This window comes from Streptomyces sp. NPDC034670 (assembly GCF_055574875.1).
Window position 1 is genome coordinate 48639 of sequence record NZ_JBVITR010000015.1, and the last position, 12559, is coordinate 61197.

At 72.0% G+C, this 12559-nt stretch carries 14 protein-coding genes; 8 read left to right on the forward strand and 6 right to left on the reverse strand.

The genetic code is table 11. The features are described 5' to 3' along the window. Positions 1–137 precede the first annotated feature (137 nt). The 3 genes from ACZ56B_RS13465 (at position 138) to ACZ56B_RS13475 (ending at position 3184) form a co-directional block, all read left to right on the forward strand. Complete coding sequence (locus ACZ56B_RS13465; RefSeq protein WP_003992906.1) at positions 138–317, forward strand: DUF6104 family protein; 180 nt, start codon at positions 138–140, stop codon at positions 315–317. Positions 318–1167: 850 nt separating this feature from the next. Then, complete coding sequence (locus tag ACZ56B_RS13470; RefSeq protein ID WP_468789414.1) at positions 1168–2142, forward strand: DUF4097 family beta strand repeat-containing protein; 975 nt, start codon at positions 1168–1170, stop codon at positions 2140–2142. 1 nt (position 2143) lies between these two features. After that, a complete protein-coding gene (locus ACZ56B_RS13475; RefSeq protein ID WP_468789415.1) occupies positions 2144–3184 on the forward strand; it encodes a helix-turn-helix transcriptional regulator in 1041 nt (346 codons plus the stop codon). A gap of 151 nt (positions 3185–3335) precedes the next feature. Here ACZ56B_RS13475 and ACZ56B_RS13480 read toward each other — a convergent pair whose 3' ends face one another. From ACZ56B_RS13480 to ACZ56B_RS13495, 4 genes are all read right to left on the reverse strand, one after another. Continuing rightward, a complete protein-coding gene (locus tag ACZ56B_RS13480) occupies positions 3336–3899 on the reverse strand; it encodes a Clp protease N-terminal domain-containing protein (protein ID WP_468789416.1) in 564 nt (187 codons plus the stop codon). Next, complete coding sequence (locus ACZ56B_RS13485; protein ID WP_468789417.1) at positions 3899–4108, reverse strand: helix-turn-helix domain-containing protein; 210 nt, start codon at positions 4106–4108, stop codon at positions 3899–3901. Before ACZ56B_RS13485 ends, ACZ56B_RS13480 begins: the two co-directional genes overlap by 1 nt. Before the next feature lie 106 nt (positions 4109–4214). Beyond that, complete coding sequence (locus ACZ56B_RS13490) at positions 4215–5180, reverse strand: zinc-binding dehydrogenase (RefSeq protein WP_468789419.1); 966 nt, start codon at positions 5178–5180, stop codon at positions 4215–4217. Positions 5181–5328: 148 nt separating this feature from the next. Beyond that, positions 5329–6567, reverse strand: a complete 1239-nt coding sequence (locus ACZ56B_RS13495; protein WP_468789420.1) for an NAD(P)-dependent malic enzyme — start codon at positions 6565–6567, stop codon at positions 5329–5331. A gap of 579 nt (positions 6568–7146) precedes the next feature. Between ACZ56B_RS13495 and ACZ56B_RS13500 the strand changes: the two genes are divergently transcribed. From ACZ56B_RS13500 to ACZ56B_RS13510, 3 genes are read left to right on the forward strand one after another with little or no spacing between them, the layout of a single operon-like run. Continuing rightward, complete coding sequence (locus ACZ56B_RS13500) at positions 7147–8109, forward strand: ABC transporter substrate-binding protein (RefSeq protein WP_468789422.1); 963 nt, start codon at positions 7147–7149, stop codon at positions 8107–8109. A gap of 32 nt (positions 8110–8141) precedes the next feature. Continuing rightward, the gene (locus ACZ56B_RS13505; RefSeq protein ID WP_468789424.1) at positions 8142–9080 is read left to right on the forward strand and encodes an amino acid ABC transporter permease; all 939 of its coding nucleotides are present in this window, start codon (positions 8142–8144) and stop codon (positions 9078–9080) included. Positions 9081–9130: 50 nt separating this feature from the next. After that, positions 9131–9883 carry an amino acid ABC transporter ATP-binding protein gene (locus ACZ56B_RS13510; protein ID WP_468789542.1) on the forward strand — a complete coding sequence of 251 codons (753 nt, stop codon included), beginning with the start codon at positions 9131–9133 and terminating at the stop codon, positions 9881–9883. 33 nt (positions 9884–9916) lie between these two features. On the opposite strand, the gene ACZ56B_RS13515 is transcribed toward ACZ56B_RS13510, so the two are convergent. Then, on the reverse strand, positions 9917–10687 hold the full coding sequence (locus ACZ56B_RS13515) for a class I SAM-dependent methyltransferase (protein ID WP_468789426.1): 771 nt from the start codon (positions 10685–10687) through the stop codon (positions 9917–9919). Between the two features lie 99 nt (positions 10688–10786). Between ACZ56B_RS13515 and ACZ56B_RS13520 the strand changes: the two genes are divergently transcribed. After that, positions 10787–11437, forward strand: a complete 651-nt coding sequence (locus ACZ56B_RS13520) for a CGNR zinc finger domain-containing protein (protein WP_468789427.1) — start codon at positions 10787–10789, stop codon at positions 11435–11437. Here ACZ56B_RS13520 and sodX read toward each other — a convergent pair. After that, entirely contained in the window at positions 11320–11754 is a 435-nt protein-coding gene (gene sodX / locus ACZ56B_RS13525) for a nickel-type superoxide dismutase maturation protease (protein ID WP_468789429.1), read from the reverse strand. The two genes, ACZ56B_RS13520 and sodX, sit on opposite strands and share 118 nt — an antisense overlap. Positions 11755–11899: 145 nt before the next feature. On the opposite strand from sodX, the gene sodN reads away from it, so the two are divergent. Next, positions 11900–12295: a superoxide dismutase, Ni gene (gene sodN, locus ACZ56B_RS13530; RefSeq protein WP_004983535.1), complete on the forward strand. Its 396-nt coding sequence runs from the start codon at positions 11900–11902 to the stop codon at positions 12293–12295. Positions 12296–12559: the final 264 nt, after the last annotated feature.

Here is a 12559-nt window from a genome sequence, read left to right on the forward strand (position 1 = left end):
GCGCCACGGCTTCGCTTTTTCTTGTGTTTCTCTTCGCCCCCCCCCCCCCCCCCCCCCCACCCCCCCCCCCCCCCCCCCCCCCCCCCCCCCCGGGGGGCCCCCCCCCCGGCCGTTTTCCGGCACCTATCCTTGTCCTCATGTACTTCACGGACCGTGGCATCGAGGAACTGGAGAAGCGGCGCGGCGAGGAGGAGGTCACCTTCGAGTGGCTCGCCGAGCAGCTGCGGACGTTCGTGGACCTCAACCCCGACTTCGAGGTGCCGGTGGAGCGCCTGGCGACGTGGCTGGCCCGGCTGGACGACGAGGACGACGAGTAGGACACCCCCCCCCGGGCGGCCGGTCCCGCCGCACCGGCCCGGCTCCGGGGCGTCGGGCGCGCGGCCGGGAGGGAGCGGGGGCCGCGTGGTCCGGTGGGTCGCGGGCCGCGCGTGGGCCGGCAGGAGCGGGCCCGCCGCGGGTCGGCCGCGGTCCGGACGGCCGGGGCGGTGACCGCCGTACGAGCCGCCGGCCGGGGAGGGCGCCGGACTTCTCCGCCGCCCTCCGCTCTCTCCCTCCCGGGGACCGGCCTCCGGACCTCCGCTCTCCCCCTCCCGGGGACCGGCCTCCAGGCCGGTGACGGGACGGACGGTGAACCCGGCACGGTCGGGGCGTGCCGCCACAGGACGCCCGCGGGCCGGGAGGCGCCCGCGGCGAGCGCCGCGGGCCGGACGGGTGCCGGCCCGGACCACCGGCTCGGCACCGTCCGGCCGGGGACCGCTTCCCCGAACCAGCACACCCCGCCCGTCCCTCACCGCCCGTCCCTCACCACCCGTCCCTCACCACCCGTCCCTCACCACCCGTCCTCCACCGGCTCCGACGAGCAGCACGCGTGCGCGCGGCAGTCCGGCGACGGGTGCGACGCCCCCGCGGTCCGCGCGGCACGGCGGCAGCTCCGCTCCCCCTCCGCAGAACGGGCCCGGCGTCCGGCCCGGGGTTCTTCCGTCGACAGGGCCGCACGCCGGGCGGCTTCGCCTGCTTCACCGGATTCATCCGCTTCATCCACTCCCTCCGCTGCGAGCGACCGCCGATCACCGGGACGAGTGTCTTGACTTTCCCGGGGCGCGATATATCGTGAATCACGTAAGACGCGATATGGCGCGTCGTCGGGTTCGTTCAGGAGGCCGTCCCATGCCCGAGTGGTCCGTCGCGGAACCGACCAGGCTCACCTTCGACACCCCCGTGAGCGAACTCCGCATACGCATCGTCGACGGAACGGTGAACGTCGTGGGGACCGACGAGGGTTCCGCCCGCCTGCAGGTGTCCGAACTCGAAGGGCCGCCCCTGGTGGTCACCCAGAAGGACGGCACGCTCACGGTGGCCTACGACGACCTGCCGTGGAAGGACTTCCTCAAGTGGCTGGACCGCAGGGGCCGGTGCCGCAGCGCGGTGGTCTCCCTGGCCGTTCCGGCCCGGACCCGGGTGGAGGTCGGCGTGGTCGGCGCCGGTGCCGTCGTCTCCGGGATCCAGGGCCCGGCGGTGGTGAAGGGGGTCGCGGGTGACATCACCCTGGTCGCCCTCTCCGGTCCGGTCCGGGCGGAGACGGTGTCCGGGAACCTGGAGGCCCAGTCGGTCACCGGCGACCTGCGCTTCGCCTCCGTCTCCGGCGACCTCACGGTCGTGGAGGGATCCGGTTCCTCCGTGCGGGCGGACTCGGTCAGCGGCTCCATGATCGTGGACCTCGACCCCGACGGCCCCACCGACGTCCGGCTGACCAGCGTCTCCGGCGAGATCGCGATCCGGCTGCCGGATCCGGCGGACGCCGAGGTGGAGGCCAACACCGCGAGCGGCGCCGTCTCCAACGCCTTCGACGACCTGAGGGTGCACGGCCACTGGGGCGCTCACAAGATCACCGGCCGTCTGGGCGCGGGCAGCGGCAAGCTGCGGGCCACCACCGTCTCCGGCTCCATCGCCCTGCTGCGCCGCCCGGCCGGAGAGGACGAGCCGGCGGACGCGCCACCCCCCGCCGGACACACCCCGGACGCCGCCCCGCACGACCGGGACGGGGGACCGCGGGGCGGCTCGGGAACCCCTTCCCCCACCGGCCGGAGCGAGGGCCCCTCCGACGCCCCGGCCGACGGCACGACCGACAAGAAGGTGCTCTGACATGCCTCCCGTCTTCGCCCACGGACGTCTCCGCCTGTACTTGCTGAAGCTGCTGGACGAGGCGCCGCGCCACGGCTACGAGGTGATCCGCCTCCTCGAGGAGCGCTTCCAGGGGCTGTACGCGCCGTCGGCCGGCACGGTCTACCCGCGCCTGGCCAAGCTGGAGGCGGAGGGCCTGGTCACCCACGCCACCGAAGGCGGCCGCAAGGTCTACTCGATCACCGAAGCCGGGCGCGCCGAGCTGGCCGACCGCAGCGGCGAGCTGGCCGATCTGGAACTGGAGATCCGGGAGTCGGTCGCCGAGCTCGCCGCCGAGATCCGGGCCGACGTCAGCGGCGCGGCGGGCGACCTGCGCCGCGAGATGCGGGCCGCGGCGAGCAAGGCCCGCCAGAGCCACCGGAACGGGACCTCCGGCGAGGAGGAAGGCGCCGGCCCCGGCGACTTCACGGCCCTCGGCGACAAGGACGTCTGGCGCGCCGCCAAGGAGGAGATGCGCCGCGCCAAGCAGGAGTGGAAGGAGCAGGCCCGGCGCGCCAAGGACGAGAGCCGTCGTGCCCGCGAGGAGGCCCAGCGCGCCCGCCGCCAGGCCAAGGAGGCCCAGGACCGGGCGCAGGAGGAGGTGCAGCGCATCGCGCGACGGGTCCAGGAACAGGTGCAGGACCACTTCGCCCGGGGCGACTGGCCGACGGGACTGCGCGAGGGTCTGAGCGAACTGGCCAGGGAAATGGGCGAGTTCGGCAAGGACTTCGCCTTCGGCCGCACCGGCGCGGGAACCGACGCCCAGACCTCCCGGCCGTCGTACTCCCGGACCCCCGAGGACTTCCCCGCCGACTACACCCCGGCCTGGGCGCACGAGGGCGCCGCGGAGTCCACCGGCGACCCGGCCCGCGACCTGGACCGGCTGCTGGACCGCTTCCGGGACGACATCCGCGACGCGGCCCGCGACCACGGCGTCACCCCGGACCAGCTCGACGACGCCCGCCGGCACCTGTCCACGGCGGCGGCCCGGATCGGAGCGCTGCTGCGCACGCCGAAGCCCTGAGCCCGACGGCGGACCGGGCCCCGGCGATGCGGCAAAGCCCCGCCCCGTGCGGCCGGGACCCGTCGCCCGGCGTCCCCGGGCCTCGGCACCACCGGGGCCCGGGGACACGGCCGAGGTTTCTCACCGTGTCGCCGCACGGGCCGCGTCCGCCTCAGGCGCACGCCTCCCCCGCACCGCCGAGCACCCCGGTCAGCGACTCGTGGGTCACCCCGTGGTCGGCGAGCACCTCGGCGGGGACACCGGGGCGGAGGGTCAGGGCGAGGAGGATGTGCTCGTCCCCGATGTGCCGCTCGCGCCGGGCGAGGGCGACGCGCAGGGACTTCTCCAGCACCTCCTTGGCGCCCTTGCCGAAGCCGGGGCGCCCCGACCACCGGTCCCCGCCCTTCCGGCCGCCGGACATCGCCCCGACGCCGTGGGTCTCCTCCACCCGGGCGACGATCTCCCGGACGTCGATCCCCAGTCCGGCGAGGGCTTCGGTCTCGGCCCGCGACAGACCGGCGCGGCGCCGCGCCTCCTCCAGAGCCCGCCGTACCGACTCCCTGCGCTCGCCGACCCCGAGCAGCGCCGCCAGCGCGAAGGAGGCGCGGCTGCCCTCACGGTCCAGCAGGGCGAGCAGCAGGTGCTCGGGGTCGACGGTCCCCGCCCGCGCCCCTGTGGCGTGCTCGACCGCCCCTTTCACCACCGCGCGGGCGTCCTTCGTGAACCGCTCGAACATCACTGCCTCCCGTACTTCTTGTGCACGGCCTGCCTGCTGACCCCGAGTTCGGTGGCGATCTCCTGCCACGACCAGCCCTGATGGCGCGCACTGCGTACCTGCACGGCCTCCAGTTGCTCCAGCAGCCTGCGCAGCGCGGCGACGGCCCGCAGGCCGACCCGCGGGTCGCGGTCGCCCGCACGCTCGGCGAGGTCGGTTGCCTCAGTCATGATGTCAACCTACGTTGACACCCCCAGGGTGTCAACACCGATTGACAAAGCGACGGCCGGCCCGGAGATCCGGACCGGCCGTCGGGAGGTGGGCCGCACCCCGTCGTCAGGGGTTCGTGAGCACGATCTTGCCGAACTGCCCGCCGCTCTCCATCCGCTCGAACCCCTCCCGGGCCCGGTCCATGGGCAGCACCTCGTCGATGACGGGGCGCACACCGGTGGCGGCGCAGAAGGCGAGCAGGTCCTCCAGCTCGTCCTTGGTCCCCATCGTCGACCCGACGACCTTGAGCTCCAGGAAGAAGATCCGGGTCAGCTCGGCGTGCGAGGGCCGGTCCCCGCTCGTGGCCCCGGAGATGACGAGCGTGCCGCCGGGCCGCAGCGACTTCACCGAGTGGGACCAGGTGGCGGCCCCCACGGTCTCGATGACCGCGTCGACCCGCTGCGGCAGCCGCGCGCCGGACTCCAGCGCCTCCACGGCCCCCAGCTCCAGCGCCCGCTTGCGCTTGGCCTCGTCCCGGCTGGTGGCGAAGACCCGCAGCCCCGCGGCCTTCCCCAGCACGATCGCGGCGGTGGCGACTCCCCCGCCGGCCCCCTGCACCAGCACCGAGTCCCCCGGGCGGACCCCGGCGTTGGTGAACAGCATCCGGTAGGCGGTCAGCCAGGCCGTGGGCAGGCAGGCCGCCTCCTCGAAGGACAGCTCCTTCGGCTTGGGCAGGACGTTCCAGGTGGGCACGGCGACCTGCTCGGCGAAGGTGCCCTGGTAGCGCTCGGTCAGGATGGAACGGGGCTCCTCGGGCCCCACCCCGTGACCGCTCTGTCCGATCACCGAGTGCAGGACGACCTCGTTGCCGTCCTCGTCGATCCCGGCGGCGTCGCAGCCGAGGATCATCGGCAGCTTGTCCTCCGCGAGGCCTACGCCGCGCAGGGACCAGAGGTCGTGGTGGTTGAGGGAGGCGGCCTTGACCGTGACGGTGCTCCAGCCGGGGCGGGTCCCGGGAGCCGGACGCTCCCCCGTCTCCAGTCCGGCGAGCGGCCGGTCGCGGTCGATTCGGGCGGCGTAGACAGCGAACATGACCTTGACCATAGGGTCCCCGCCCCGCGGAAGGAACCACGGCCCGCTGTGAGACACGCCCTCTTGCCAGGAGGCCGGACGCCCCACCGGGCCTCGGCAGAGAACCGGCCCCGTCCCTTCGGGGACGGGGCCGGCGGGGTACCGCGCCTCAGCGGCGGGCGACTCCCTCCGCCCGGGCGGCCGCGGCCACCGCCGCCGTCACCGCGGGGGCGACCCGCTCGTCGAACGGCGAGGGGATGACGTAGTCGGCGGCGAGGTCGTCCCCCACCACCGCCGCCAGCGCCTCGGCCGCCGCCAGCTTCATCCCCTCGGTGATCCGGGAGGCCCGCACCTGCAGCGCCCCCGCGAAGATGCCCGGGAACGCCAGGACGTTGTTGATCTGGTTCGGGAAGTCCGACCGCCCGGTGGCCACGACCGCCGCGTGCTTGTGCGCGACCTCCGGGTGCACCTCCGGAGTGGGGTTGGCCATGGCGAAGACGAACGCGCCCTCGGCCATCGACGCCACCGCCGGCTCCGGCACCGTGCCGCCCGAGACGCCGATGAAGACGTCGGCCCCGGCCAGTGCCTTCTCCAGCGGACCGGAGATCCCGGCCTTGTTGGTGAACGACGCCACCTCCCGCTTGATCGGCGTGAGGTCCTCGCGGTCCCGCGACACGACGCCCTTGCGGTCGGCCACCGCGACGTCCCCGATCCCGGCCTCGATCAGCATCTTGGCGATCGCGACACCGGCCGCGCCCGCACCCGAGATCACGGCCCGCAGGTCGCCCAGCGCCCGCCCGCTCAGCCGCGCCGCGTTGCGCAGCGCCGCCAGCGTCACGACCGCCGTGCCGTGCTGGTCGTCGTGGAAGACCGGGATGTCCAGCCGCTCCTGCAGCCGCCGCTCGATCTCGAAGCACCGGGGCGCCGAGATGTCCTCCAGGTTCACCCCGCCGAAGGAGGGGGCGAGCCGGACCACGGTCTCGACGATCTCGTCGACGTCGGTGCAGTCCAGGGCGATCGGAACGGCGTCCACGCCCCCGAACTGCTTGAAGAGGATCGCTTTGCCCTCCATCACCGGGAGGGAGGCCTCGGGTCCGATGTCCCCGAGCCCGAGCACGGCCGTACCGTCCGTCACGACGGCGACGACCGACGACTTCCACGTGTAGTCGTGGACGAGGTCCGGCTGCTCGGCGATCGCGCTGCACACCTTCGCGACGCCGGGCGTGTAAGCCAGGGACAGGTCGTCCTTGTCGCGGACCGGCACGGTGGCCTGCACGGCCATCTTGCCGCCGCGGTGCAGCGCGAACGCCGGGTCGAAGGATTCCAGGGGCTCTGCCCCGCTCTCCTGCTCCGTATGACCCTGCGGGCTTTCGCTGTCGCTGCGAGGATTGACAATCTCCGCTGCCACTTGGTTTTACCCCTTAAGTGTTTCGGTTTGAGGGTTGCCGCTCCGGGTGAGGAGCGGGCGGGACCGCGCAAGGCCCGAAGGGTGGATGCGTACGAGCCGAACACGACGGGCGCGCCGCACACGCGCCCTGAGCCCCGGATGAGGGGTGTAAAGAACCTTCTTACCGGACGGATGCCGTCGGCGACGAGTCCATAACGCGAAGGTCACATCACCGGACTCCGCGTCATCGTCCGATATCAGGACAAGACCTGGACGAACTCCCAGCAAGCCCGCAAGCGCCGCAAAGGACTCGGTGAACACGTCCGCATCCTGGGACGCACCGAAGATCTTCCGGCCGGAATGATCCATTCCCGGAGAGTCTGCGGTCACGATGGACCGAAGTGATGCGGTTCGAGTGGGACCCGTTATCCGATTTTGACATGGCGGGCCCCCTGAATAGCTCAGTCCGAATGGCAAGATGCGGTCATCACACGAGGTCGCGACACTCGAAGGCGTGTGCTCCCGTCGACCCGCGGCGACGCCGCGCAGGCAGTCGCCGATCCCATCGGCAACTCCACCCATCCGCCGGAGGAACCCACCATGACCGCAAGCACCACCCGTCGTACCACCGCCGCGCACTCCCGGCTAGCAGCGGTCGGTGCGATCGCGGTCGCAGGCGCGCTGCTTCTCACCGGCTGCGGTGACCAGACCCAGGACAACGGCTCGGGCAGCGGCGACACCGCGTCGGCGAGCGCCGCCCCGCTGGCCGGCAAGCTCCCCCAGGCGATCCGCGACAAGGGCGTCGTCAAGGTCGGTTCGGACATCGCGTACGCCCCGGTCGAGTTCAAGGACGACTCCGGCAAGACCGTCGGCATCGACCCGGACATCGCCGACGCCCTGGGCAAGCAGCTCGGCGTGAGGTTCGAGTTCGAGAACGGCACCTTCGACACCCTGCTCACCGGTCTGCGCTCCAAGCGGTACGACATCGCCATGTCCGCGATGACCGACAACCCGGACCGTCAGAACGGCATCGACTCCGAGACCGGCAAGAAGGTCGGCGAGGGCGTCGACTTCGTCGACTACTTCACCGCCGGTGTCTCGATCTACACCAAGAAGGGCGACGACCGGGGCATCAAGACCTGGTCCGACCTGTGCGGGAAGAAGCTCGTGCTGCAGCGCGGCACGGTCTCCGAGGACCTCGCCAAGGCCGAGAACGAGAAGTGCCCGGCGGGCAAGAAGATCGCCATCGAGGCCTTCGACAACGACCAGCAGGCCCAGACCCGGCTGCGCGCGGGCGGCGCCGACGCCGGCTCCTCCGACTTCCCGGTCGCCGCGTACGCCGTGAAGACCTCCGGCGGCGGCAACGACTTCCAGCTGGTCGGCGAGCAGGTCGAGGCCGCTCCGTACGGCATCGCGGTCGCCAAGAACAACACCCAGCTGCGGGACGCCCTCCAGGCCGCGCTGGACGCCATCATCGAGAACGGCGAGTACCAGAAGATCCTGGAGAAGTGGGGCGTCACGGAGGGCGCCGTCGAGGAAGCCATCATCAACGGCGGCAAGTGACCGCGTGCCGGCGGCACTGAAAGGCAACATCCGTGACTGTTGACATCGACAAGACGACGGGGCCGGCCGACACGCCCCCGGCCGGGCCGGAGGCCATCAAGGCCATCCCGGTCCGGCACTACGGGCGGTACGTCTCCGCCGTCGTCGCCCTCGCCCTGCTGGGCGGGGTCGTCTACGCGTTCTCCCAGGGCAGGATCAACTGGGATGCGATCCCGGACTACTTCCTCGACAGCCGCATCCTCGAGGGTGTCGGCAAGACGCTGCTGATGACCGTGCTGGCCATGGCGATCGGCGTCGTCGGCGGCATCATGCTCGCCGTGATGCGCCTGTCGAGGAACCCGGTGACCTCGGCGATCGCGTGGTTCTACATCTGGTTCTTCCGCGGCACCCCGGTCCTGGTGCAGCTGGTGGTCTGGTTCAACCTGGGCCTGGTCTTCGAGTACATCAACCTCGGGCCGTTCTACAAGGACGAGTGGTCGGACTTCATGACCCCGTTCCTGACGGCGCTGCTGGGCCTCGGCCTCAACGAGGCCGCGTACATGGCGGAGATCTGCCGGGCCGGCCTGCTCTCGGTCGACGAGGGGCAGACCGAGGCGTCGCACGCGCTGGGCATGAGCCACGCGAAGACGCTGCGCCGGATCGTCATCCCGCAGGCGATGCGCGTGATCGTGCCGCCGACGGGCAACGAGGTCATCAACATGCTGAAGACGACCTCGCTGGTCTCGATCGTGCAGTACTCCGAGCTGTTCCGGGTCGCCCAGGACATCGGCCAGACCTCCGGCGCCCCGGCCGAGATGCTGTTCCTGGCGGCCGCCTGGTACCTGCTGCTGACCTCGGTCTTCAGCGTCGGCCAGTACTACCTGGAGCGCTACTACGCGAAGGGCTCCACGCGCCAGCTGCCGCCGACGCCGTGGCAGAAGGTGAAGACGAACATGCTGTCACTGGGCCGTCCGAAGGGAGGCATGGCATGAGCGAGAAGACCCTCACGCCGGACGCGTCCGTGAAGGACTCCGCCGCTCCCATGGTCAGGGCGGAGGGCGTCCACAAGTCCTTCGGCCTCGTCGAGGTCCTCAAGGGCATCGACCTGGAGGTGAGGACCGGCGAGGTGTTCTGCCTCATCGGCCCCTCCGGCTCCGGCAAGTCGACCTTCCTGAGGTGCATCAACCACCTGGAGAAGATCAACGCCGGCCGTCTGTACGTGGACGGCGAGCTGGTCGGCTACCGCCAGAAGGGCGACAAGCTGTACGAGCTCAAGGACAGCGAGGTCGCCCTGAAGCGCCGGGACATCGGCATGGTCTTCCAGCGCTTCAACCTGTTCCCGCACATGACGGCCGTCGAGAACGTCATGGAAGCGCCCGTGCAGGTCAAGGGCGTGAGCAAGGCGCAGGCCAAGGAGCGCGCGATGCAGCTCCTGGAGCGCGTGGGCCTCGGCGACAAGGCCGGGAACTACCCCTCGCAACTCTCCGGCGGCCAGCAGCAGCGCGTGGCGATCGCGCGGGCGCTCGCCATGGACCCCAAGCTGATGCTGTTCGACGAGCCCACCTCGGCCCTCGACCCGGAGCTGGTCGGTGACGTCCTCGACGTCATGCGCGACCTGGCCGAGTCGGGCATGACGATGGTCGTCGTCACCCACGAGATGGGCTTCGCCCGCGAGGTGGGCGACAGCCTGGTCTTCATGGACGGCGGCGTGGTGGTCGAGTCGGGCGACCCGCGCCAGGTGCTGACCGACCCGCAGCACGAGCGGACCAAGTCGTTCCTGTCGAAGGTGCTCTGAGGTGGTCTGACACCGCCCGCGGGCACGCACGGCCTACCTCAGCGCCAGCAGCAGGGTGTCCGACGGCGAGCACCACACCGGGCGGACCTCGGCGAACCCCTTCTCGCGCAGGACGCGCGCGTGCCAGGCCGCGGACGGCATGTCGCCGTCGGCGTGGTCGCCGTAGATCTCGAAGCGGCGGGCGGTGGGCCCGGCGAGGACGGGGTCCTGGGCGGCGAGCCGCCACCACTCGGCCCAGTCGAGGGCGCCGTCCCGCTTGGCCCGGTCCTGGCGGGCGTGGCGCAGGGCGCGCTCGGCCGCGTTGATCCGGGGCGTGGTCTCGTCGATCATGTGGTCCGCGTTCATGAAGACACCGCCGTCGCGGACCAGGCCCGCGACGTGCCCGTAGAGGTCCGCGAGGGGTTCCCGGTGCAGCCAGTGGAGGGCCGTCGCGGTCAGCACGGCGTCGTAGGAGTCGTGCGGCAGCGCCGCCGCCCAGTCGGGGTCCGCGAGGTCGGCGGTGACGAGGGTGACCCGCCCGTCGCCGGCGAAGGTGCCCTCGGCGATGGCGAGCAGCGCCGGGTCCAGGTCGACGCCGGTGCTGGTGGCGTCCGGGAACCGGGCGAGCAGCCGGGCCGTGATGCTTCCCGTCCCGCACGCGAGGTCCAGCACCCGCGGGGCGGTGCCGACGAGGGCCTCCACCATGTCGAGCATGATCCGGAACCGCTCCTCGCGGTCGGGCATGTACCACTCCTGCTGCCGGTCCCAGCTCTCCTGCCAGGCGTGCCAGTCGGTGGTGGCCGTGGTGGTGTCCGCGTTCGCCATGGAACCCCTCCTCGCGTACGTCACGTAATACCCTGAAAGCACGATCGTCTGTTACCCGACCGCACGCACGACCCTAGAGCCCCTGCGTAAGGACTACAAGTGGAACTGGCCTATTACTCGGATTACGCCGTCCGTCTCGTCAACACCGAGGAACCGGCGCGGGGCAAGGACGTCCTGACCTCGATCGAGGCCGTGCGCGACCTGTTCGGCGGCAACCAGTCCGCCGCGCGCCGTGCGACCGAGGCGGACGTGACCCGGTTCCGCTCCGTGCGGGCCCGGCTGCGCGCGGTCTTCGAGGCGGCGGACGGCGGGGACGAGACGCTCGCCGTGGACCTGCTGAACTCGCTGCTGCTGGAGTTCCCGGTGAGCCCGCAGATCTCCGGCCACGACTTCCGCGACGACGACGGCCGGCCGCTGTGGCACATGCACCTGGCCGACCACCCGTCCAACGCGACCGCCGGATACGCCGCCATCGCGGCGATGGGCCTGGCGTTCCACCTCACCGAGTACGGCGTGGACCGCCTCGGCCTGTGCGAGGCGCCGCCCTGCCGCAACGCCTACCTGGACACCTCGACCAACCGCTCCCGGCGCTACTGCTCCGACCGCTGTGCCACCCGGGCCAACGTGGCGGCCTACCGCGCCCGCAAGCGCCGGGAGGCCGAGCGGCCGGAGAACACCGGCCGGGCCGCCGACAGCGCCCAGCCCACCACGGCCGGCACGGAGCGCCGGTCCGGCCTGCGCGGCCGGTAGCGGAAGCGGACCCGGCCGAGCACCAGCTCGTCGGGGACGACCCCGTAGTCGGTGCTGTCGCCCCCGGCGTACGTGTTGTCGCCGAGTACCCACCAGCCGCCCTCGCGCCGCTCCACGGCCCGCTTCACCACGAGCAGGTCCTGCTGGAACGGGTGCCGCAGCACGATCACGTCGCCCCGTCTGATCCGGGCCCCGTAGTGCACCAGGAGCCGGTCGCCGTGGTGCAGCGTGGGCACCATGGACGGCCCCGTCACCTCGGCCACCCCGAAGGGCAGCGGCGCCCTCACCCGCCCGGCGTCCTGCGACGGCTCCGGCATCACCCGGCACCTCCCCGGTCTTTCCTCCACCGGTCCCAGTCTCACCCGGGACTTTTGTCCTAAGCCCATGGGGGCACCCGAGAAAAGCGCTCCGCCACGGAGTAATGTCCCCTCTGAGAAGACGATCACGAGGAAGGAATGCTCCATGCTTTCCCGCCTGTTTGCCCCCAAGGTCAAGGTCAGCGCGCACTGCGACCTGCCCTGCGGCGTGTACGACCCTGCCCAGGCCCGCATCGAGGCGGAGTCGGTGAAGGCCGTCCAGGAGAAGATGGCCGGCAACGACGACCCGCACTTCCAGGCGCGTGCCACGGTCATCAAGGAGCAGCGCGCGGAGCTCGCGAAGCACCACGTCTCCGTGCTCTGGAGCGACTACTTCAAGCCCCCGCACTTCGAGAAGTACCCGGAACTGCACCAGCTGGTCAACGACACCCTGAAGGCCCTCTCGGCCGCCAAGGCGTCGACCGACCCGGCGACCGGCCAGAAGGCCCTGGACTACATCGCCCAGATCGACAAGATCTTCTGGGAGACCAAGAAGGCCTGACCTGCCGGTCCCCTTCACCACGACCGCCGATCCGCGCGTCCCCGCGGGTCGGCGGACATCCCGCGGGGGCCCGCCCGGCCGGAGTCGGCCGGGCGGGCCCCCGCGGCGTCCCGCTCCCCGCTCCGCCGCCGCGCCGGACCCGTCCGGGGCCTTTTGGGGGGGGGGGGGGGGGGGGGGGGGGGGGGGGGGGGGGGCGGGGGGAGGGGGGGGGGGGGGGGGTGGGGGGGGGGGTGGGGGGGGGGGGGGGTTTTTTTTTGCTGTGAA